The sequence below is a fragment of the Octadecabacter sp. SW4 genome (genome assembly GCF_008065155.1).
GTDB lineage: Bacteria > Pseudomonadota > Alphaproteobacteria > Rhodobacterales > Rhodobacteraceae > SW4.
The window spans coordinates 954659-977495 of record NZ_CP042819.1 but is presented as its reverse complement, the minus strand read 5'-3'; the positions used below and the strand labels follow the sequence as shown (position 1 = coordinate 977495).

The 22837-nt window shown below is 60.1% G+C and carries 23 protein-coding genes; 15 read left to right on the top strand and 8 right to left on the bottom strand.

What is annotated here, in order from left to right:
* The first annotated feature begins 106 nt into the window (after positions 1-106).
* The 13 genes from FTO60_RS04900 (at position 107) to FTO60_RS04840 (ending at position 12782) form a co-directional block, all read left to right on the top strand.
* Entirely contained in the window at positions 107-1750 is a 1644-nt protein-coding gene (locus FTO60_RS04900; RefSeq protein ID WP_148054921.1) for a CTP synthase, read from the top strand.
* Between the two features lie 11 nt (positions 1751-1761).
* Entirely contained in the window at positions 1762-2205 is a 444-nt protein-coding gene (locus tag FTO60_RS04895; RefSeq protein WP_148054920.1) for a TerB family tellurite resistance protein, read from the top strand.
* Complete coding sequence (locus FTO60_RS04890) at positions 2202-2966, top strand: phosphate/phosphite/phosphonate ABC transporter substrate-binding protein (RefSeq protein ID WP_148054919.1); 765 nt, start codon at positions 2202-2204, stop codon at positions 2964-2966. Before FTO60_RS04895 ends, FTO60_RS04890 begins: the two co-directional genes overlap by 4 nt.
* A gap of 79 nt (positions 2967-3045) precedes the next feature.
* Positions 3046-3822 (top strand): ABC transporter ATP-binding protein, encoded by a 777-nt coding sequence (locus tag FTO60_RS04885; protein ID WP_148054918.1) that lies wholly within the window; start codon positions 3046-3048, stop codon positions 3820-3822.
* A complete protein-coding gene (locus FTO60_RS04880) occupies positions 3819-4532 on the top strand; it encodes a transporter substrate-binding domain-containing protein (protein ID WP_148054917.1) in 714 nt (237 codons plus the stop codon). Before FTO60_RS04885 ends, FTO60_RS04880 begins: the two co-directional genes overlap by 4 nt.
* Before the next feature lie 33 nt (positions 4533-4565).
* Positions 4566-5288: a transporter substrate-binding domain-containing protein gene (locus tag FTO60_RS04875; RefSeq protein ID WP_148054916.1), complete on the top strand. Its 723-nt coding sequence runs from the start codon at positions 4566-4568 to the stop codon at positions 5286-5288.
* 61 nt (positions 5289-5349) lie between these two features.
* Complete coding sequence (locus FTO60_RS04870) at positions 5350-6234, top strand: ABC transporter permease (protein WP_148054915.1); 885 nt, start codon at positions 5350-5352, stop codon at positions 6232-6234.
* Entirely contained in the window at positions 6231-7037 is an 807-nt protein-coding gene (locus tag FTO60_RS04865; RefSeq protein WP_148054914.1) for an ABC transporter permease, read from the top strand. Before FTO60_RS04870 ends, FTO60_RS04865 begins: the two co-directional genes overlap by 4 nt.
* A 61-nt stretch (positions 7038-7098) precedes the next feature.
* Positions 7099-7782 (top strand): type 1 glutamine amidotransferase, encoded by a 684-nt coding sequence (locus FTO60_RS04860; RefSeq protein WP_148054913.1) that lies wholly within the window; start codon positions 7099-7101, stop codon positions 7780-7782.
* Positions 7779-9137, top strand: coding sequence for a glutamine synthetase family protein (locus FTO60_RS04855; RefSeq protein WP_148054912.1), 1359 nt, complete (start codon positions 7779-7781; stop codon positions 9135-9137). The genes FTO60_RS04860 and FTO60_RS04855 overlap by 4 nt, the downstream gene beginning before the upstream one ends.
* A gap of 1 nt (position 9138) precedes the next feature.
* Positions 9139-10185: a hypothetical protein gene (locus FTO60_RS04850; RefSeq protein WP_148054911.1), complete on the top strand. Its 1047-nt coding sequence runs from the start codon at positions 9139-9141 to the stop codon at positions 10183-10185.
* Entirely contained in the window at positions 10186-11490 is a 1305-nt protein-coding gene (locus FTO60_RS04845) for an FAD-binding oxidoreductase (protein ID WP_148054910.1), read from the top strand.
* A 101-nt stretch (positions 11491-11591) separates the two neighbouring features.
* Positions 11592-12782, top strand: coding sequence for a DegT/DnrJ/EryC1/StrS aminotransferase family protein (locus tag FTO60_RS04840; protein ID WP_148054909.1), 1191 nt, complete (start codon positions 11592-11594; stop codon positions 12780-12782).
* Between the two features lie 51 nt (positions 12783-12833).
* Here FTO60_RS04840 and FTO60_RS04835 read toward each other — a convergent pair whose 3' ends face one another.
* The 4 genes from FTO60_RS04835 to phaC form a co-directional block, all read right to left on the bottom strand.
* On the bottom strand, positions 12834-13799 hold the full coding sequence (locus tag FTO60_RS04835) for a LysR family transcriptional regulator (protein ID WP_148054908.1): 966 nt from the start codon (positions 13797-13799) through the stop codon (positions 12834-12836).
* A gap of 11 nt (positions 13800-13810) precedes the next feature.
* The gene (gene phaR / locus FTO60_RS04830) at positions 13811-14362 is read right to left on the bottom strand and encodes a polyhydroxyalkanoate synthesis repressor PhaR (protein ID WP_148054907.1); all 552 of its coding nucleotides are present in this window, start codon (positions 14360-14362) and stop codon (positions 13811-13813) included.
* A 140-nt stretch (positions 14363-14502) separates the two neighbouring features.
* The gene (locus FTO60_RS04825; protein WP_148057049.1) at positions 14503-14946 is read right to left on the bottom strand and encodes a phasin family protein; all 444 of its coding nucleotides are present in this window, start codon (positions 14944-14946) and stop codon (positions 14503-14505) included.
* A gap of 147 nt (positions 14947-15093) precedes the next feature.
* Entirely contained in the window at positions 15094-16902 is a 1809-nt protein-coding gene (gene phaC / locus FTO60_RS04820; RefSeq protein WP_148054906.1) for an alpha/beta hydrolase, read from the bottom strand.
* A 106-nt stretch (positions 16903-17008) separates the two neighbouring features.
* Here phaC and phaZ point away from each other — a divergent pair, with 106 nt between their 5' ends.
* Positions 17009-18316, top strand: coding sequence for a polyhydroxyalkanoate depolymerase (gene phaZ, locus FTO60_RS04815; RefSeq protein ID WP_148054905.1), 1308 nt, complete (start codon positions 17009-17011; stop codon positions 18314-18316).
* Between the two features lie 29 nt (positions 18317-18345).
* On the opposite strand, the gene FTO60_RS04810 is transcribed toward phaZ, so the two are convergent.
* From FTO60_RS04810 to FTO60_RS04795, 4 genes are all read right to left on the bottom strand, one after another.
* Positions 18346-18852, bottom strand: coding sequence for a class I SAM-dependent methyltransferase (locus FTO60_RS04810; protein ID WP_148054904.1), 507 nt, complete (start codon positions 18850-18852; stop codon positions 18346-18348).
* Positions 18849-19559 carry an alpha/beta fold hydrolase gene (locus tag FTO60_RS04805; protein WP_148054903.1) on the bottom strand — a complete coding sequence of 237 codons (711 nt, stop codon included), beginning with the start codon at positions 19557-19559 and terminating at the stop codon, positions 18849-18851. The genes FTO60_RS04810 and FTO60_RS04805 overlap by 4 nt, the downstream gene beginning before the upstream one ends.
* Before the next feature lie 93 nt (positions 19560-19652).
* Complete coding sequence (locus FTO60_RS04800) at positions 19653-20981, bottom strand: MFS transporter (RefSeq protein ID WP_148054902.1); 1329 nt, start codon at positions 20979-20981, stop codon at positions 19653-19655.
* 108 nt (positions 20982-21089) lie between these two features.
* Positions 21090-21830 carry a carboxylesterase gene (locus FTO60_RS04795; protein WP_148054901.1) on the bottom strand — a complete coding sequence of 247 codons (741 nt, stop codon included), beginning with the start codon at positions 21828-21830 and terminating at the stop codon, positions 21090-21092.
* A 263-nt stretch (positions 21831-22093) separates the two neighbouring features.
* On the opposite strand from FTO60_RS04795, the gene FTO60_RS04790 reads away from it, so the two are divergent.
* Positions 22094-22837: a metalloregulator ArsR/SmtB family transcription factor gene (locus tag FTO60_RS04790; RefSeq protein WP_148054900.1), complete on the top strand. Its 744-nt coding sequence runs from the start codon at positions 22094-22096 to the stop codon at positions 22835-22837.

The window sequence follows — 22837 nt, the reverse complement described above, 5'->3', positions numbered from 1 at the left end:
GCGCATTTGCGGATATACTTAAATCCCGTGATGATGCGATTCTGACGGGTCGCTTTTCCAGATAATTTGCCCGATTTCGGGTGCACTTCACGGGGGTTTGCGGCCAATGGCGCGTTTCATTTTTATTACCGGCGGCGTTGTCTCCTCGCTTGGCAAAGGGTTGGCTTCGGCTGCGCTTGGGTCGCTGTTACAGGCGCGCGGATTTTCGGTGCGCCTGCGCAAGCTTGACCCCTATCTGAATGTCGATCCGGGCACGATGTCACCCTTTGAACATGGCGAAGTATTCGTGACGGACGATGGTGCGGAAACCGATCTGGACCTTGGTCACTACGAGCGTTTTACCGGCGTCGCTGCGCGCAACACGGATTCCATTTCGTCGGGGCGCGTCTATTCCACCGTGTTGGAAAAAGAACGGCGTGGGGATTATCTGGGCAAGACCATTCAGGTGATCCCGCATGTCACCGACGAGATCAAGGAATTCATCAGCATCGGCGAGGACGAGGTTGATTTCATGCTCTGTGAAATCGGCGGCACCGTCGGCGATATCGAGGCCCTGCCCTTTTTCGAGGCGATCCGCCAGTTTTCCCAGGACAAACCGCGTGGCCAGTGCATTTTCATGCATCTGACGTTGTTGCCCTATCTGGCCGCCTCGGGTGAACTGAAAACAAAACCCACCCAGCACAGCGTCAAGGAATTGCGCAGTATCGGGATCGCGCCCGACGTGCTGGTTTGTCGTTCTGAACATCCGATTCCCGACAAGGAACGCGCCAAGATCGGCCTGTTCTGCAATGTGCGCACCGATGCCGTGATCGCCGCCTATGATCTGAAATCGATCTACGAGGCGCCGTTGGCCTATCATGAACAGGGGTTGGATCAGGCGGTGCTGGACGCTTTCAACATCTCCCCCGCGCCCAAGCCGGACCTTGGCGTCTGGGAGGACGTTGCCGACCGCATTCATAACACCGATGGCGAGGTGAATATCGCCATCGTCGGCAAATATGTGCAGCTTGAGGATGCCTATAAATCCATCAAGGAGGCGCTGACCCACGGTGGCATGGCCAACCGCGTCAAGGTCAATGTGAAATGGGTCGACGCAGAAACGTTTGACAGCGAAGACGCCGGGCCCGCCCTTGCCGGGCTGCATGCGATCCTTGTGCCCGGCGGCTTTGGCGAACGTGGCACCGAGGGCAAGATCAAGGCGGCACAATTCGCCCGCGAAAAGAAAATCCCCTATCTGGGCATCTGTCTGGGCATGCAACTGGCCGTGATCGAGGCGGCGCGCAATGTCGCCGGACTGACCACCGCCGGGTCCGAGGAGTTTGACCACGAAGCGGGCAAAAAGCGTTTTGAGCCTGTGGTTTACCACCTCAAGGAATGGGTGCAGGGCAACCACACGGTGCGCCGCAAAGCGGGTGACGATAAGGGCGGCACGATGCGTCTGGGCGCCTATGACGCGGCCCTGAAAGACGGATCCAAAGTCGCCCAGGTTTATGGCACCACCGCAATCGAGGAACGCCACCGTCACCGCTACGAGGTCGATACGAAATACCGCGAAACACTGGAAAAATGCGGTCTGACGTTTTCGGGAATGTCACCCGATGGCCGCTTGCCGGAAATTGTCGAATGGCAGGATCATCCGTGGTTTATCGGTGTGCAGTTCCACCCCGAGCTGAAGTCAAAACCCTTTGCTCCACACCCGTTGTTTGCCGATTTCGTGCGGGCTGCGGTTGAAACGTCGCGTCTGGTATAGGAAGGTTACCCATGTTCGCAGAATTCTTCAAACGCCTGACCGGCCCTGCTGAAACCCCCGTTGACGATGCCGATGCCCGCCTTGCGATCGGTGCCATGCTGGTGCGTATCGCCAAGGCCGATGGCGCGTATCGCGCCGAGGAAATCGCGCGGATCGACCGGATTTTGGCAAAGCGCTATGATCTCGATGTGGTCGCCGCCGCCAAGCTGCGCGCTGAGTGCGAACATATCGAACATGATGCGCCCGACACCGTGCGCTTTACCCGCGCCATCAAGGATGTCGTCCCCTATGAGGACCGCGCCGCCGTGATTTCCGCCTTTTGGGAAATCGTGCTGGCGGACGGGGTGCGCCGCCCCGAAGAAGACAGCCTGCTGCGCATGGTCGCGCCGATGCTGGGCATCACCGATCAGGAAAGCGGCGCATTGCGGCAAGAGGTCGAGGCGCGCAAGGCGTGATCGCCGCCCTGCCGATGTATGCGCGCGCCGAAAACCGCGCGGCACATGAGGCGTTTTGGGCCATGGTGCGCGATGATTTGCGCGCCGTCGGCCATGCCGCCCCCGATACCCTTGATCATGACATTGATCATATCGCCAGTTGGCAGCACCCCGCTTTGACCCTTGGGATGATCTGCAACCTGCCTTACCGCGCGCAGTTTCAAGGCCGGGTCACGCTTGTCGGCGCGGCCGACTACGGGCTGGATGGCGTTGCCAGCGGCTATTATCACAGCGTGTTTCTGGTGCGCGCCGAAGATCCGGTGCAATCCCCGGACAAGGCCCGTAGTCACCGCTTTGCCTATAACGATGCCCTGTCGCAGTCAGGGTGGGGCGCGCCGCAGCTTTGGGCGCAGGCGCGCGGATTTGCCTTTGCCCCGCATCTGGAAACCGGCGCGCATCTGGCCAGTGCGCGCGCCGTTCTGTCGGGCAAAGCTGATCTTGCAGCGCTTGATGCTGTCACCTGGCGCGACCTGCAACGATGGGAACCTGACATGACGGGGCTGCGGGTCATCGGCCATAGTAATCCTTCGCCTGCGCTGACATTCATCACCGCGCGCGACAACGATCCGGCCCCGCTTCGCACCGCGATTTGCGCCGCCATTGATGCCATGCCACAACCGCACCGCGAGGTTCTGGGCCTGCGTGGCATCGTCCAATTGCATGAATCGGCCTACAATCTGCCGCTTCCACCGCTTGTCGCGGGCGATTTGCCGTTAACGTAGGGTCATTGACCAGCGAGTCGTTGCAATCGGTTTGAAAATGCGCCCTAATCCCATGTCAAACAGGGATGTCTGCCGACCTATGACCGAAAATACCCCCGTGATCGAAATTCGCGATCTGCACAAATCCTACGGCGCGCTTGAGGTGCTCAAGGGTGTGGATATTGCCGCGCCTGCCGGCCATGTGGTCAGCCTGATCGGGTCTTCGGGGTCGGGAAAATCGACATTGCTGCGCTGCGCCAATCTGCTGGAAGACAGCCAGCAGGGCGATGTGTTGTTTTGCGGCGAACCGGTCAAATGGAAGGGGCACGGCCTTGGCCGCCACCCCGGTGATCGCGCGCAGATGATCCGGATCCGCACGAATCTGTCCATGGTATTCCAGCAGTTCAATCTTTGGGCGCATATGACGATCCTTGAAAACGTGATGGAAGCGCCGGTAACGGTGCTGAAACGCGACCGCGCAGACGTGGAAAAAGCGGCGCGCGGCTATCTTGACAAGGTCGGGATCGGCGACAAATGCGATGTCTATCCGGCGATGCTGTCGGGTGGCCAGCAACAGCGCGCGGCCATCGCCCGCGCCCTGTGCATGGAACCAAAAGCGTTGCTGTTTGATGAACCCACGAGCGCGCTTGACCCCGAGCTTGAGCAGGAAGTCATCAAGGTGATCAAGGACTTGGCAGCCGAGGGGCGCACCATGATCATCGTCACGCACGATATGCGTCTGGCTGCGGATGTCAGCGACCACGTGGTGTTTTTGCACATGGGCAAGATCGAAGAAGAAGGCCCGCCCGAGGCCGTTTTCGGCAACCCGCAGACCGAACGTTTGCAAGGGTTCCTGTCGGCAGGAAATGCGGCATGATCCGCGCGCTTGCCCTTGTCCTGCTGGCCGCCCCGGCGACCGCCGAAACCCTGCGTATCGGCACCGAGGCAGGGTTTGCCCCCTATATCATGGCCACTGGTTCCGGCGAATTGATGGGCTTTGACAAGGACATGGGCGACGAGATTTGCGCCCGCCTGCGCGCCGATTGTGAATGGGTCACCGTGCAATGGGACGGGATCATCGATGGGCTTTTGGTCGGCGATTATGACATGATCATCGGTGGCATGGCCGCAAGTGCGGCGCGCGCGCAGCGGGTCGACTTTTCCCGAGGCTATCTGGGCGGCGGCGCCGGTGCCTCGGCATTTGTGGGCTTGCGCGATGATATTGACCCATCCGGCGCACGGATCGCCGTGCAGGCCGCCACGGTCTATTCGGAACATCTGATCGGCTCTGGCAATGATGTCATGCTGGTCCGCACCGGCCAGGACGCGCTTGATGCGGTGCGCAGCGGCGCGGCTACATTGGCCTTTGGCAGCCCGACCTATCTGGAGCGGATGTTGCTGACGACATACCGTGACCTGCGCGTTGTCAGCACGATCGACATGCCCGTCGACCCGACCGCCATCGCCTTTCGCCCCGACGACGACGCGCTGCGTGCGCGGGTCGATCTGGTGCTGACAGGCATGCTAAGCGACGGCACAATCAACGATATCGCAGCGGTCTGGTTTCCAGCCCGCGACGACACCTGAACCACCAATCAGTTCATCAACGGGAGATTGAAAATGAAAAAACTGATCCTTTCCACCGCCGCCCTGGCCTTTACGGCTGGCATGGCGTTTGCCGAAAGCCATAGCGTTGTGCGCATGGGCACCGAGGGCGCCTACCCTCCGTGGAATTTCCTCAATGACGCGGGCGAAGTTGACGGCTTTGAGCGCGAGTTGGGCGACGAGCTGTGCGCGCGCGCCGAACTGACCTGCGAGTGGGTCACCAACGAGTGGGACAGCATTATCCCCAACCTCGTGTCCGGCAACTACGATGTCATCATCGCCGGGATGTCGGTCACCGACGAACGTGACGAAGTGATTGATTTCACACAGGAATACACCCCGGCTGATCCGACATCCTTTTTGGCCCTCTCGGCTGACGTGGATCCGGCAAGCGGTGTGATCGCGGCCCAGACCGGCACCATTCAGGCGGGCTATATCGCTGAACAAGGCTGGATGCTGGTCGAATTTGCGACCCCCGAAGAAACCATCGCAGCCGTGCGCGGCGGCGAGGCCGACGCGGTTTTCGCCGATAAATCGTTCCTTGTGGGCGCGATGGAAGGCCAGACTGATCTGGTGATGCTTGAGCAGGAAGTCATGATCGGCGGCGGCGTCGGCATGGGGATCCGCGAAAGCGACACCGAGCTGCGCGACAAGTTCGACGCGGCGATCACCTCCATGAAGGAAGACGGTTCGCTGAACGCGCTGATCACCAAATGGGAAGTGGCCAGCACATTCTAGGCTGACACGCGGCGGGGGCGGCTGATGCGGCCCCCGCCACACCAACGCACGGGGTATCCCAATTTTTGAATTTTGCGCTGATCCCAGCCAGCTAAGTGGTCTTTCGTGGCTTTCCTGCTACCTGACCACAGGCAAACACATGGCCTTTTACCAGTCCTTCGGGACGGTTCTGCTGCTGTTGGCGATTACCGCGCCGACGGCGCTGGCGTTCGGGTTCATGGGGGCGTCTGCCGCCCGCAGCCGGATCGCGCCCCTGCGCTGGATCGGCAAGACCTATACAGCGATCGTGCGCGGCGTGCCCGACATCGCGTTTTTTCTGTTTTTCGTGATCGCGCTGGACCAGATGTTTGAATACATCCGCCACCGCGTCAAATGCCCTGACTGGCCCGATGCCATTCGCCAGGGCAATGATTTCATTGTCTGCCAACAGGCCAAGCTGCCCCTGGGCAACAGCCCGCAATGGGTGCATGAGACCTATGGATTTTTCCTTGCGGTGCTGACCTTTGCCATCGTGTTTGGCGCCTTTGCCGCCAATGTGTTGTTCGGGGCCATGCGCGCCGTGCCGCACGGGCAGATGGAAACCGGCGAAGCATACGGCATGTCGCATCGCCAGACGTTCTGGCGCATCCTTGTGCCGCAGATGTGGGTCTATGCCCTGCCGGGGCTGTCGAACCTCTGGATGGTGTTGATCAAGGCGACACCCCTGTTGTTCCTGCTGGGGGTCGAGGACATCGTTTACTGGGCGCGCGAACTGGGCGGCACGAAGACACCGCAGTTCACCGACTACCCCCACGGCGACTGGCGCATCTGGTATTTCGGGGCGTTATTGGTGTTCTACCTTCTGTTCACCAAATTATCCGAAGTTGTGCTGGAACGGCTGATGGTCCGCCTCACCCACGGGCAGGCGACCACGGGTGGTGAAGCCCAGCGAAAGGGGCTGGCATGAGCTGTGTTCAAACGATCATGGACTATGGTCTGCGATCTCTCGGGATTGGCGAGCGTCTGTTGCCGCGCACCGATTTCACGCTTTGCCAGCAGTTCACGCTGATTGGCTCGGGGATGATCTGGAACATCTATTTCGGGCTATTCGCCCTGTTGTTCGGGTTCTTTCTGGCCACGATTGTCGCCCTTGGCAAAGGATCGCGCCATTTCTGGCTGCGCAAACCATCGGAATGGTTCATCTTTGTGTTTCGCGGATCGCCGCTGTTCATCCAGTTCTTCTTTGCCTATTTCCTGTTCCTGTCCCTCAAAAGCGTGAACCCGATGTTTGACGCCTTCACCTCGGCCTGGCTGGGGGCGCTGATCGTGCTGTTCCTGAACACCGCCGCCTACACAGGCGAGATTTTCTACGGCGCGCTGCGTTCCATCCCCAAGGGCGATGTCGAGGCAGCGGATGCTTATGGGCTGTCGGGCTGGGCCCGGTTTCGCCGGGTGATCTGGCCAACGATGCTGCGCCTTGCCTGGCCCGCCTATACCAACGAGGCGATCTTTTTGTTCCATGCTACCACGCTGGTCTATTTCAGCGGCTTTCCCGCATGGCAACAGCGCGGTGACGCGCTTTATTATGCCAACTATTTCGCCGACAAGACGTTCAACCCGTTCGTGCCTTACCCTATTCTGGCCGGATATTTCATTTTGTTGTCGCTGACGGTGATTGGCTGTTTTGGGCTGGTGAACCGTTATCTGAACCGGCATTTGCCTTCCGACAGGCGCGTGAAAATGAAAATCCGGCCACAGATCATCCGCTAGCGGGGGCTTGATTTGATCAAATTCTCGGATTAGCGTCAGGCCATACAAACTCTGGTGCATCATGAAAATCGGTATTCTGCAAACTGGCCACTCACCGGATGAGTTGCGCCCGACTCTTGGTGACTATGGGTCACTGTTTGAAAAGCTGTTGGCCGGGCAAGGTTTCGACTTTGATATCTATAGCGTCGTGGATATGGAATTTCCGAACACCATCACTGATGCCGACGGCTGGTTGATCACCGGCAGCAAGCACGGCAGCTACGAGGACCACCCGTTCATCGCGCCCCTCGAGACCTTGATCCGCGAGATATACGCGGCAGGTATCCCGATGGTCGGCGTCTGTTTCGGCCACCAGATCATCGCTCAGGCGCTGGGTGGCACCGTCGAAAAATTCGACAAGGGCTGGGCCGTGGGCCGTCAGACCTATGACTGGGGCGGCGAGACGGTTGCACTGAACGCCTGGCATCAGGATCAGGTCACCACCCTGCCACAAGGGGCGACGCCCCTGGCCAGCAACCCCTTTTGCGCCAATGCTGCAATGACCTATGGCAACCGCGCCTTTACGGTGCAGGCCCATCCGGAATTTGGCGCGCGCTTCATGGACGGCTTGATCAAGACCCGTGGCAGGGGCGTTGTGCCCGATCCGCTGCTGAATGCAGCGACCGCGACGCTGGATCAACCTGTCGACAATCAACTGCTGGCCGACAAGATCGCCCGCTTTTTCAAAACAAGAGACGTGTCATGAAAGACTGGATCAAACAGATACCTGCGGCAACGCAGACCTACCTTGAAAACAACCGTTTGGACGAGGTCGAATGCGTGATCGCCGACCTGCCCGGTATCGCGCGCGGCAAGGCCGTTCCGGCTGCCAAATGGGAAAAACAGGCGCATTTCCACCTGCCCAACTCGATCTTTTTCCAGACGATCACCGGGGATTGGGGCGAAGCGGCCGGCCCGGAAGGGTTCGTCGAACCCGACATGAACCTGCGCCCCGATCTGTCCACGGCCACCGCCGCGCCTTGGGCCGAGGATGGCACATTGCAGGTCATCCACGACGCATTTGATCAAAAAGGCCGCCCAGTAGAATTTTCCCCGCGCAACGTCCTGAAACGGGTGGTTGATCTTTACGCCAAACAGGGTTGGACACCGGTTGTCGCCCCGGAAATGGAATTCTACCTGGTGGGCCGCAACATTGACCCCGCCAAACCCATCGAGCCGATGATGGGCCGCACGGGCCGTCCCGCCGCCGGACGTCAGGCCTACTCCATGAGCGCTGTGGATGACTACGGCCCGGTGATCGACGACATCTATGAATACGCCGAAATCCAGGGCATCGAAATTGACGGGATCACCCAAGAAGGCGGCGCCGGGCAGCTTGAGATAAACCTGCTGCACGGCGATCCGGTGAAACTGGCCGACGAGGTGTTCTATTTCAAACGGCTGATCCGCGAGGCGGCGCTGAAACACGATTGTTTCGCCACCTTCATGGCCAAGCCGATCGAGGGCGAGCCGGGCAGTGCGATGCATATTCACCACTCGGTCGTGGATACGGAAAGCGGCAAGAACATCTTTACCGGTCCGCAGGGTGGTGAAACCGATGCGTTCTTTAACTTTATCGGCGGGTTGCAGGAACATATGCCCGCCGCCATCGCCGTGATCGCCCCCTATGTGAACAGCTACCGGCGCTATGTGCGTGACCACGCCGCCCCGATCAATCTGGAATGGGGCCGCGACAACCGCACGACCGGTATCCGTATTCCTGTGTCCTCGCCCGAAGCGCGGCGCATTGAAAACCGTCTCGCGGGGATGGATTGCAACCCCTATCTGTGCATCGCCGCCTCGCTTGCCTGTGGATATCTGGGGCTGATGAACGACATCCGCCCCGACAAACGTTTCCGCGGCGATGCCTATGACGCCGAAGACGACATCCCGCAAAGCCTGTTTGACGCGCTTGATCTGTTCGACGAGGCCAAGGAATTGCACGATGTTCTGGGGCCGGAATTTGCCCGCGTCTATTCGATTGTCAAACGGGCCGAATATACTGAATTCCTGCAGGTGATCAGCCCTTGGGAGCGGGAGCATTTGTTGCTAAACGTCTAGGATGTTACGCAAACTTCTGCTCTTTATCGCGCCGCTGGCGGTTCTGGTTCCGGTGTTCTGGATGCTGTTTGGCACCCGTCCACCAGTTGAACCCGCACAGCCCCTGGCCGTCGCGATGCAGCCCGCCCCTGCTCCTGATCCGGTTTTCGTTCTGCGCGACCAGAACCTTGAGACCGGCACCTTTGCCCTGATGATCCGAAACGGAGCGGAGGACGCAACGGTCGTTTTGCGCGATCAATCGGTGATCTTGGCCGCCCAAGACAGTGCCGCGATCATCGGCGATGGCCTGACCCCTCTGACCCCTGCGATGTTGGCGCAGACCGATGCCATGCCCACCCTGTCGCTTTATCGTGACGATCTGTTCATCGCCGGGTATGCCTGCGGGGCAGAATGCAAGGTATCGGGCATCGACATCGGCAGCGCGATCAGCGCGATCCCGCAAGTGGTGCAATTCAACGATTATGACGCATACCTCGCTGCGATCCTTGCCGTCACCGAGGATCCGAACTTCGGCTTTCTGGACCTGCGCCCCGAAAACGGCCTTCCTGCGCCGCGTCAGGTTCCCAAGCTGACGCTTGATTTGCCGGTGGTCAGTATCGCGGCATCGGCCCTGTTTGACATCGAAACCCACCGCGCAATGGTAGGGCAAGCGGTGCAAGACAGCCTGCCCGAAGGCGCATCGGTCGCAAGCGTCGAAATCACCGATCTGGGGTTGGGAGTCATCGGCGATATCGACAATTCCGCCCCGATCCTGCGCGCCGGTGCCCCTATCCCCTATCCCGACGTGCGGTTTCACGGCGTCGCAGTGCAGATTGACGGGGCCGATACGATCGCGCCCGAGGTGCTGGGGCAGATCGGTGATCTGACCCTCACGCAGGTCGATACCACCGCCGGTTTCACCCGTTTCACCGCTGCGCAACTGGGTGGCGATTGCGCCCAATGCTATCAATTGACCGTTGCGGGGGGTATCACGGACAGCGCGCGCATTCGTGACGCGCAGCCCGAAACCTACCAACTGCAATACTACGATCTGCGCGAGGCCCCGTAGATGACCGCCCTTTACCGCAACGACCGCCCCGCCACCTACCCCGCCAGTTTCTATGCAGCGGGCGTCGATTTCGGCCCCGAACGGGCCGGACTACGCGGTGACCAACACGCCGATGTCTGCGTGATCGGCGCTGGCTACACGGGGCTGTGGGCCGCAAAAACGCTGGCCGAAAAGGGGTTGCGGGTGATCGTGCTGGACGCCCACCGGGTGGGCTTTGGTGCATCGGGGCGCAACGGCGGGCAGGTCTGTTCCGGGTTTAACAAAAGCCCCCGCTGGATTGCGCTACGTCTGGGCCGCGACCCCGCCCGCGCCATGTGGGATTTCGCCGAGGAGGGCAAGGCAATGGTGCGCGATTTCTGCGCCGCCCATGCGCCTGATGCCACCTTCAAATCCGGCGTGGCCGCCGGTGCCTATTCCGCCCCCGAGGTGCGCGCCCTCCATGACGAGGCGAACTTTCTGCGCCTTGAATATGGCTATGAGGGCATCGAGAAGCACACGCGTGACAGCTTTCAAAGCATTGTAAAATCACCGCTTTATCAGGGTGGCTTGGTCGATACGGGCGCGGGCCACGTGCATCCCCTGCGCTATGCCCTTGCCCTTGCAGATGCCGCCGAAGCGGCGGGCGCCATGATCCACGAACGCAGTGAAGTGCATGACGTGCAAGCCGGACAACCCGCCTTGGTGCGCACCGGACAGGGGCGTGTGCGGGCCGATCATGTGATTATTGCCGGGAACGGATATCTCCCGCATCTGTTTGGCAAATATGCCGCCCGGGTCTTGCCGATCAACAGCTTCATGATTGCCACCGCCCCCTTGGGGACGCGCGCGGCTGACGTGCTGGCACGCGACATCGCCGTGAGCGACAGCAAACATGTGGTGAATTACTTTCGCCTGTCCGATGATGGTCGCCTGTTGTTTGGTGGGCGCGCCAACGCAGGTCTGGGGTTCCCGCGCGACATCGCCGGACTGCTGCGCGGCCGAATGGAGCATATGTTTCCGCAGTTGCGCGGCATGGCGATTGATCATGCATGGGGCGGCACGCTGGGGATTACCGCAACCCGTTTGCCCTGCCTGCTACACCTAGGACCCAATATGGTCGCGGCGGGCGGGTTTTCGGGGCATGGCGTGGCACTTTCGGGTCTGGCCGGGCGTGTCATGGCCGAGGCCGTGGCTGGACAGGCGGGCCGTTTCGACACCCTGTCGACCCTGCCGACCCCGCGCTTTCCCGGTGGGCCAATGCTGCGCGCGCCGATGCTAGGCGCGGCGCTCACCTGGTTCGGGCTGCGCGACCGGCTGGGGTTCTAAGCGGCGAAAATCAGCTTTTGGTTGTCCGCGCGGGGATTGTCATGGATTTGTCACATGCTTCATGTTAGGGAAATCAAAATTCCACTTTCAGGAAAGCCGAAATCACGATGCCAGCCCCCAACGTTTACGATGCCGAACCGATCCCCGCCGCCGCAATGACGGCGGTGCAGGAGTTGCTCAATTCAGGCGATCTGTTTCGCTACACGGCCGCATCGGACGCGCCTGTCACCCTGCTGGAGCAGGAATTTGCGCAGATGCTCGGGGCGCGGTTCGCGCTGGCCGTGTCGTCCTGCTCGGCCGCCCTGTTCCTGTCGCTCAGGGCGCTTGCCCTGCCCCGCGATGCGCGCGTCCTGATCCCTGCCTTTACGTTTGGCGCGGTCCCTTCGGCCGTCGTGCACGCCGATTGCATCCCCGTTCTGGCCGAATGCGGCGATAATTACCGCCTTGATATAGATGATTTTGCCGCCAAACTGCCCGATGTGCAGGCCGTCATCATCAGCCACATGCGCGGACATACATCCGATATGGATGCGATCATGGCGCTGTGTGACGCCGCAGGAATCCCCGTGATCGAGGACGCGGCACATTCCATCGGCACCACATGGCACGGGCGCAATATCGGCACGATCGGGGCGATCGGCTGTTTCAGTTTCCAGTCCTACAAGCTGCTGAATGCAGGCGAAGGCGGGATCATGGTCAGCGACGATCCCGACCTGATCGCGCGCGCCGTCATCATGTCGGGCGCCTATGAACATAACTGGCAAAAACACCCCGTCCTGCAGGATGCTTTTGCGCGCTGGCAGAACAGGCTCCCGCTTTACAATCAGCGGCTTGGCAACCTCTCGGCGGCTGTGATCCGCCCCCAACTGGATGAATTGCCCCGCCGCGTGCGTGATGGGTTGCGCAACCACGATTTCGTCGCAGCGCGCCTCAACGCTTCACCCTACCTGCATGTGCCGCCTCCACTTGCCCCCGAAAGCCGCGCGCCCGACAGTATCCAGTTCAACCTTATAGACCTGACGGCGGATGAAACCGACGCCTTTGCCAAGGCCGCAGCCGTGCGCGGCGTCAAGGTGCAGGTCTTTGGCCAGTCGACCGATAACGCCCGCGCTTTTTGGAACTGGCAGTTCATTGAAACGCCCGATCTGCCCAAAACCCGCGCGATGCTGATGAAGGCCTGCGATGTGCGTCTGCCCGCACGTCTCGGCCTTGACGACTGCAGCTACATCGCTGCCGCACTCTGCGACGCGGCGACCGAGGTGATGGGCACCCCGCGGGCATTCGGCACATAATTCTTCATCTTGGTCGGAAAACTCTGGGGGGGAGTCCGAGAGGACGGGGGGCTAGCCCCCCTGCACCGCCAGATCATCACCCAGCCACGGCAATTCAGCGCGGGCGGGATCAACGATCATCCCCTGCAGCAAGGGGCGCAGTTGGGCCGCGATTCCGGCAGGCATCTCGCCCAGCACATCGCGGCGCGCGGTTAGTGAAATCACGCGCGTCAGCGGCGCAAAGGGCATGGCGATCACGTCAACGCTATCGCGAAACCGCTGCGCGCGCAGCCAGCCCAGCGGCGTCAGGATCGTCCAGCCAGCACCTGCTGCCACCATCGCCATGATCGCGTGATAGCTGTCGAGCTCGAATTTATGGGCCAGCGTCAGGTTTTGCCGCGCCAGATGGGCGGCGATCATCCGGCCCATATGATGGCGGGTGGTATATTGAATAAGCGGCATGCGGCGCAAGGCGCGTGCCGGATCGCCCGCCACGCTGCCTTTTGGAACGGCGACGACAAAGGGTTCCTGCAACAGCGGATGCACTTCCATCCAGGGGGCGGCCGCGCCCATATCCGTGGCCACGACCACATCCAGCGCGCGGGTTTCCAGCAGGTCGAACAGGCGGTGCGATGCGCCGGTTTCCAGCAGGAATTGGCAGTTTTTCAGGGTATCCGCCATGTCCGACAACAAACGCGGGGTCACATCGGCGTCGAAATCCTCGATCATGCCAAGGCGGAACCGCGTGAGCCGTGACAGATCGGCCATTGCCAGTTCAGCGCGGGCCTGATCGGCCTCGTTGAGGATGGTATTGGCGCGGCGCAGAAACATCTCGCCGGCCGGGGTCAATGTCACGGGGCGTTCGGACCGGTTCAGCAGCGACGTGCCGATCGCGCCTTCAAGGTTGGTCAGTTGCTGGCTGACGGTCGCGGCGGATGTGCCAAGGCGGCGCGCCGCCGCGCTGATGCTTGCCTCTTCGGCGGTGGCGACGAAAACCTCGACGCCCCACAGGGTGATCCGGCCCGTCGATGCCGCCATAGCACGCGCCTTTACTTGCCCAGTTTGGACAGTTTCGCCTGGAGCGCGGCCAATTCGGCCTTGATGTCATCAAGGTCATCGGATTCGGGTTCCGGCGCGGTTTTGGCCTCGGGCTTGGTCGCGCCCATCATCCCGCCGGTCATCGCCTTGAAGAACGCCTGTTGCTGCGCTTGCATCGCGTCGAAACCGGGCATCTTGGACAGGGGGTTCATCACACCGACACTTTCGGCCATCTTGGATTGCCCGTCGCGCAGCATGTCGAAACTCATCGCCAGAAACTGTGGCACCACCGATGTGGCCTGCGATGTGTAGCTGCGCACAAGGTCGGTCAGCACATCGACCGGCAGCACGCTTTCACCACGGCTTTCGTGTTCGGCGATGATTTGCAGCAAATACTGGCGGGTCAGGTCGTCGCCGGATTTCAGATCAACGATCTGCACCTCGCGCCCCTCGCGGATAAAGCCTGCGATATCCTCAAGCGTCACATAGTCGCTTGTTTCGGTATTATAGAGCCTGCGGCTCGCATAGCGCTTGATCAACAGCGGCTTGTTCGATTCGGCCACGGTATCCTCCCCGGATATGTTGCAGTGCAGAGAAGCCTATGCCGCCTTTGCACAAAAAGAAAGGGCGAGCTGCGCACTGCAGGCTCGCCCCCGGGTGTCGTCCGGTCTTAGGGAGGAAAGACCGTCAGATTTCCCTTATCTTACTTCGATGTTGCCTTCTTGGCGGCAGCAGTCACATCGGCAGTTGCTTTCTTGGCGGCAGTTGTCATGTCCTCGGACATGTCTTTGCCAGCGGCCATCAGCAGCTCCAGAGTTTCGGTCTGAACCTTTTTCGCGATTTCAGCGAAAGCGGCCATGTTTTCAGCAGCGGCTTCGGCAGACGCGGAGGCGAAATCAGTGACGGATTTTGCATAGTCGGCAGGCTCGGCCTTGGCAGCAGTCAGCGCCTGCAGCTTGCCCAGCGTGTCCTGTGCCCACTTTGCGGACAGTTCTGTAGATTTGCCAGCGGCGTCGAGTGTGACGGCAGACATTTTTTCGGCAAGCGTCGTGGACGTCTTGAACTGCTCTTCCATTGCTTTGGTGTCGACGGGGAATGCGCCCATCATGTCTTTCATGACAGCGGTGAAGTCTTGTGTGTTAGCCATTGCTCTGAACCTTTCAGGGTCGGTTGCGGTGTCCCGCGGTGAATTTCTAACCCCAATATGCATGCTGCAGTGCGGCATTTCAAGTTTTTTCTGCACTGCAGCATGATATTTTTTCTGCACTTGCAAAATCAAACACTTAACCCGGCGTCACTTGTCCGGGGTGGCCGACACATAGGTTCCGGGTGCGTCACACAGCACCGGATGGGACGAATCGCCGGGGCTGCGGGCCGGCACCTGTTTGCCGGATTTCTTGCGCAGCCAGCTCTCCCAATGGGGCCACCACGACCCCTCATGCTGCGTGGCAGTATCCTGCCAATCTTCGGGCGACAGCGACAGATCATCATTCACCCAGTAGCCATATTTGACCTTGGTGGGCGGGTTCACGATCCCTGCGATATGGCCGGATCCTGACAGGATAAAGGTCTTGTTCTTTGCCCCCATCTTTTGCACGCCGCGATAGCTGCTTTTCCAGGCGGCGATGTGGTCTGTCTCGCAGGCGATCGCGCAGAGCGGCACATCGACATCTTTCAGGTGTAACTTTTGCCCTGCAATTTCAAAACCTTCGCCATTGGCAAAATTATCGCTTTGGCACAGGCCCCGCAGGTATTGCACCGCCATCTTGCCCGGCAGGTTGGTGCCGTCACCGTTCCAATAGAGCAGATCAAACGCAGGGGGCGCCTGCCCCATCATGTAGCTTTTGATGGCGGGTCCATAGATCAGGTCATTGCTGCGCAGATAGGAAAAGGTGCGCGACATGAAGAAACTTTCAAGGATGCCCGTTTTCTGCACCTCCTCCTCGATCCCGTCGACAAAATCGTCGTTCAGGAACACGCCGACTTCGCCCTGATCGGAAAAATCCGTGAGGGTCGTGAAAAAGGTCGCCGAATTGATTGATTTATCCTTGCGCGACTTCATCAAGGCCAATGTCAACGATAGGGTCGTGCCGGCGATGCAATAGCCCACGGTGTTGACTTTTTTGACGTCGCAGATGGATTTGACCTGGGCGATCGCTGTCAGATAGCCGTCCTGCACATAGTCGGTCATGTCGGTGTCGCGATAGCTTGCGTCAGGGTTCACCCAAGAGACGACAAACAGTGTATAGCCCTGATCGGTGATCCATTTTATCAGGCTATTTTGTTCTTTCAAATCAAGGATATAGAATTTGTTGATCCAGGGCGGAAACAGGATCAGCGGGGTTTCACAGACCGTTTCGGTGGTCGGGCGATACTGGATCAGTTCAAACAGGTGATTGCGGAACACCACGTCGCCGGGCGTTGTGGCGATGTTCTCACCAATCTTGAAGGCGGATTTGTCGGCCAGCGTGACCTGCAATTCACCCCCCGACGCCTCGAGATCGGCAACCAGATGTTCCAGCCCGTCCAGCAGGCTTTGGCCTTCGGTTTCGACGGCAAGGGTCAAGGCATCGGGGTTGGTCGCCAGAAAATTCGTCGGGCTGAACATATCGACGATCTGATTGCTGAAGAATTCCAACCGCTTGCGGTCCTTGTCATCCAGCCCGTCGATTTCGGCCACCGCCGCGTGAACCGCCTGCACATTGTGCATGTATTGCTGCTTCACAAAGTTGAAGTAGGGGTGGGTCTGCCACAGCGGATTGGCGAAACGTTTGTCGGTGGGGGTGTCATCGGGCGGGGCGACAAGGTTGCCCTTGGCCAGCTCCTGTTGCGCTTCGACAAAGTGTTTGACGGTTTTGCCCCAGTAGCCGACCTGATGTTCGATCATCTTGGCAGGGTTGGCCATCATTTCAGTCCAAAAATTGGTCGCTGCTTTGACGTAAAGCTCTTGGTCGGGGCCTTGCAGATCCTTTGGCACACTGCGTTTGTTCGCGAGCGCATTGACCAGACGCTGCGTCAACCCTTCGATCTTGGCTAGATTTGCCTCAAGCTTGGCAAGGCTTTCGCTAGATGTAGCGTCGTCGGTTAAATCTTCAGTTGTCATATCGCAATTTCACCCCTAGTTTGCAGGTGCAGCATCAGCCCTGACCTTCACGAAACGTCAAGGCCACCAAGCTATCCTGCTGCGCCAAACACCCGGAGGTGTCTTTGTGAAGTATATGATGACCTATGACCTGATGGAAAGCATGCGCAACACCAACCAATGGTTGGGAGCGACAGCACGCGCATTTGCATCCTATCCGGCGGTGGCGCTCTGGCCCAACCCAGGCATGGAAATGCTCAAGGCGTGGGGCGAGGTGACGGAACGGTCATTCAGCCGCATGGTCGCCAAGCCCGATTGGGGCATCAGCACCTTCACCTGCGAGGATGGCAAGGACCATCTGGTCAGCATCAACACTGTCGTCAAACGCCCGTTTGGCGATCTGATCCATTTCGCCGTGCCGGGCCGCAAGGCCAAGAAGCGCCGCGTGATGCTGGTCGCGCCCATGTCGGGCCACTATGCCACGCTGTTGCGCAAGACCGTGAAATCGCTGCTGGTCGATTGCGAAGTATACATCACAGATTGGCACAATGCCCGCGACATTCCGGTCAGCGAGGGCAAGTTCGACGTTGAGGATTATACACTCTACCTTGTTGATTTCATGAAGGCGCTTGGCAACGATATTCACGTCATTGCCGTCTGCCAGCCGGTGCCACTGACCCTTGCCGCGACCGCCTATCTGGCCGAGGAAGACCCAAAGGCGCAGCCTGCGTCCCTCACCCTGATCGGTGGCCCCGTCGACCCCGAAGCGAACCACACCGAAGTCACCGACTTTGGCCGCTCTGTCACGATGGGCCAACTGGAACAGACCATGATCCAGCGGGTCGGTTTCAAATACGCCGGCGTGGGCCGTCTGGTCTATCCGGGGCTGTTGCAACTGGCTTCGTTCATTTCGATGAATGGGGAAACCCACGCGGATGCCTTCAAGGACCAGATCATGCGCGTCGCCAAGGGCGAAGACGGCGAACATGACAGGCACAACACCTTTTATGATGAATATCTGGCCGTGATGGATATGCCTGCGGAATTCTACCTGTCCACGGTTGAACGTATCTTCAAGGGGCGCGATATCGCCCGCAATGATTTCTGGGTCGATGGCAAAAAAGTCGATTTCGGCAAGATCACAACGGTCGCCGTCAAGATTGTCGAGGGCGAGGACGATGATATCTCCGCCCCCGGTCAATGTCTGGCCGCGCTGGACCTGCTCACAAGCCTGCCTGACGACAAAAAGGCCGCCCATCTTGAACCGGGTGCGGGGCACTATGGCATCTTTGCCGGGCGCAGCTGGCGCAACAACATCCGCCCGCTTGTGCTGGATTTCATCGACGCAAACAGTGGCGATCCAACCCGCAAGATGCGCAATGCCAAACACGAGGATCTGCCGCACGATACCGGGCTGGCGAACGTCGCCGTTTGATCAGATCGGGGCGCTACGGCACCCCTTTCTTACACGCGGCGCAGGGCGAATCCCGCCTTTGGGCGCCAGATTTGCGACCAGCCCTCGGGCAGTTCCGCAAGCAAGCCGGCGATGTTGTCTGCCTCGTCCAGAACCACGCATGACCCGCCCTGTTTGACGGCCCCGGCAAGGCGGGCGAATCCTGCATTGCGGCGCGGCGCGTCAAGGATCATGTGCAGCGTGCGATCAAACAGCACGCAGTCAAATTCTCCATCCGGATCAAAGGTTTCCACATCTGCCACATGGGCGGTGACATCCAGCCCTTCGGCCTTGGCGCGATCACGTAACTGGCCGATTCCCACCGTCGAAATATCGATCCCGACCACGCGATGCCCCCGCCGCGCAAGCCAAAGTGCATCGCGCCCCTGCCCGCAGCCCACATCCAGAACGCGCGCCTTGGCGGGCAGATGATCCGTCAGGAAATCGGTCAGTATCTTCGTGGGCGGCCCCAGCGCATCCGGCCCTTCGCTGTAATATTTGTCGTATTTCACGCTCATCGAAGCACCAGCGGTTGTTTCATCCAGTCGCGCAGCGCCGCCGTGACCGCGGCAGGCTGATCCAGAACCGGCAAATGGCCCGCCCCGTCAATCACACGCAATTGGGCAAATTCGATCAGTTGCGCCATGAATTCGTGGCGTTTGGGCGGGGTCAGCGTGTCATCGGCCCCACACAGGATCAGGGCGGGCTGGCGGATCTTGCGCAGGGTCATCTGATGATCGCGCCGCCGCTGCAACGCACGGGTCTGGCGCACGAAAACCTCTGGCCCCAAATCCGCCGCCATATCCAGCATCAAGGCCTGTTGATCGCCCCTTTCCGGCCCGGGCCGCAAGACGTTGGGCAGCATATCGTCGCGGATCACCTCGAGCATCCGTCCCGATCGTGCGCCGACAATCTGCACCTCGCGCGCGGCGGCCTCGGCCGGGGATTCCGCCATTGGCGAGGTATCCATCAAGGCCAGTCGGGTCACCCGTTCAGGCGCGCGCCGCAGGATTTCCAACGCAACGATGCCACCCATCGATAACCCCGCCAGCGCAAACTTTGACGGAGCAAGCGACAGAATATGGCTGGCGATTTCCTCGATCCGTTCACCGTGAGTGATCGGCGCGGCCATGACGGCCATATCGGTCGATAGGGCAAATATTTGCGGCGCGAAAATGCGTGCATCGCACATCATGCCCGGAAGTAAGACCAGTGGTTCGTTCATGTCATCCCCTGTCACCCCGCTGCGGGGCGCGACACGCGATTGATGCCTGTTCCTGCGCGGCGGGCGCAACCCGAATCTGCACCGTATCCCGCGCTAATGCACCCTGTGGGGGCGATAAAACGCCAGTAATCCGACGATGGCCAGCCCAAGGATTCCCGCCGGCACAAGCGAGATTGACACCTGCAGTGCAGCCAGCGCCGCCTTGGGTTGCACGGTGATGGTTTCTGTCGTTTCGACCCAGCCATATGCCGTCAGAATGCCCCCCAGGATCAGCGGTGCGATCGCGTTGGCGGCCTTTTGGCCAAACAGCCAGATCGCGCTGAACGCCCCTTCGATGGCCTGCCCGCTTTGGGCCCGTGTGATATCCATCAGGTCGGGATACATCGCAAAGGGAATTTGCTGATAGGCCCCGTTCGCCATCCCGGCGAGCACGAAAAGCCCGGCAATCAAGGTGACATCGACCGACGGCAGTTGATAAAACAGCACGACCAGCAAGACGATATACAGTGACAGGCCCAGGATCAGCGCGCCCATTTTGCCCAAGGCATGGGACAGCGCGACCCAGACGGCCTGCGACAGGATCGCGCCGACGACAAAGGCGGCAAACATCAGGCTCAGGGTCGTCAGCGCCCGCGCCGCACCCGACAGAAATGTATCGCCCGAGTCGATGATCAAATAAAGCGCCCCAAAGGGCAGCCCTGCGGTGATCAGCGCGATCGCCATCGTCATCACACCATAAAGAACGGTCAGCGCCATAAAGGGACGATTGCCAAGCACCAGCGTGATCACCGCACGTGGATCGACAGTTGTGGCCTGCGCGATCCGCGGGGCGCGTCGCGTCAGATAGATCGACGCCCAGATGGCGCCAATGATCAATGGCGATACAGCAAGCGCCGCCCAAGCGTGGCCCATCCCCGCCGCCAAACCGGGCACCAAGGCCCCGCCCACAAGGATGCCGATGCTGGCAAATCCCATGCGCCACGCCGTCATCGCGGACCGTTCGCGCGGGTTTTGGGTAATTTCGCCCGCCATCGCGCCGTAGGGGACCGCGACCATCGTGAACCCGATTGTCGCCATCACGAAAAAGCCGATCACCCAAGTCAGACTTCCGGCAATGCCCAAACCGGCAGGCACGGCGAACATCCCCGTCATCCCCGCCGCCATGACGACCGCACCTGTGGCCATCCACGGAAACCTGCGCCCCCAGCGGCTTTGGGTGTGGTCTGACAAATACCCCACCAAGGGGTCGGTGATGATGTCAAAGATCAGCACGGCCGTGGTCACCGCCCCTGCCAATCCAACCGGCACGCCCAACTGACTGGTCAGAAAGGCAAAGACCAACAGTTGCTTGACGACGACAAAGACGACGATGCCCATATCGGCAAGGCCCCAGCCCGCCCTTTGCATGAGTGTGAGTGCCATACGTCCCCCCGGTTTTTCGAAAGGTTACGCATGGCGTGCAATACTTCCCTAGCAAAACCTTGCGTCACCTATGGGCTTTGGCATTACGGGACGTCGGCGCCGGGCGGATCACGCGCGCGCGATCACATCCGCCACAGTCGTGGTGATCAGATCAAGGCAGGCATCATCGGAAAAGCGGTGATCGGCCCCCTTCACCAACGTCAGCCGCATGTCAGCCCCCGTGGCATGGTCCAGCAGGCGCAGCGCCACCGACATTTCCACATCTGCGTCAGCCGTGCCTTGCAGGAACCTGACAGGAAAGGGCAAATCCAGCGGGCTGCGCAACACCAGATTGTCGCGCCCGTCCTCGATCAGGCGGCGGGTGATCGTATAGGGGGCGTCGTAGTCCGAAGGCAGTGCGATTTGGCCGTCACGATCCAGCGCCGCACGCTGATCGGCGTCAAAGCCTGCCCACATGCTGTCTTCGGTGAAATCGGGGGCGGCGGCAATGGTGACCAATCCGGCGACCTTGGCGGGCATCTCGCGGGCCAGCAGCAGTGAAATCCAGCCCCCCATCGAAGATCCGACAAGCACGACCGGACCGTCGATCAACGACAGGGCGGCGCGGGCATCTGCAAACCAGTCGCCAATCGTGCCATCGGTAAACCTGCCGCTGCTTTCGCCGTGGCCGGAATAATCGAACCGCAAGAACGCGCGGCCCTGCGCGCGGCACCAGTCTTCAAGAAAGACAGCCTTGGTGCCAGCCATATCCGACATGAAACCGCCCAGGAACACCACCGTCGGACCGCTGCCGCGGATCAGGTGATAGGCGATCGTCCGCCCTTGGGGTGTGTGCAAATGCTGTGTCATCTTTCGACCTCGTCCAAGCCTGGCGCAAGCCAAGCGCCGGTCAGGTTGAACACACCCAAGCGGAAAATGACAAGAGGGATGCCCGGTGCCGCGATCCTCGCCCTGTCGGGATCATCAACAAGCGCGGCGAATTCGACACGGCAGTGCCTGAGGCATCCGAGGTTGGTCCTGCGGCATCGCTTGCCTTGCACATGGCAGCGTCGGTGCGAACCTTGATAGGTTACCATATTGACACGTGACGTATTGGTTACCTAATGTAACCTATGGACCAGATCTTCAAAGCCCTCAACGATCCCACCCGCCGCGCAATCCTTGACACGTTGCGCGAGCAGGACGGGCAAAGCCTGTCCGACCTCGAGGCGAAGCTGACCCTGACCCGCTTTGGCGTCATGAAACACCTGCGGGTGCTGGAAAGCGCCGATTTGATCGGCACCCGCAAGGTGGGGCGGTTCAAGTATCATTACCTCAATGCTTTGCCGATGCAGGCGCTGATGGATCGCTGGGTCGCGCCGTTTTTGCAGCCCCAGGCCCGCGCGCTCAGCGAGCTGAAAACCAAACTAGAAAGAGAGGGCAAAACCGGAAAACCCGATTTCATGATGCAGATATTTATCCGCTGCACGCTGGATGCCTTGTGGCGCGCGTTAACCCAAGCCGATGAAATGGCGCGTTATCACTTTGCTGGCAACGTGGTGCAGGGCAACGCGGCGGTGGGCGCGGCGACGGCGTTTATCCAGCCCAATGGCGATGCGATGCTGCGGCAGGTCACGACGGAGCTGGACCCGAAATCGCGTATTGCCATGACGTTTGAACCGCTTTTCATGGGGCCCGCGGCACCGCCTTCACACATGGTCTATCTGATCGACGAACAGGGCGAGACCTGCAAACTGACCATCCAACATTACGACATGGCACCGGGTCAGGACGGCTTTGCCGAAGGCTGGGCGCGTCTGGCGGTAAGCCTCAAGACATACCTTGAAACCGGCAACGCCCTGAAGGCGGCGATGTGA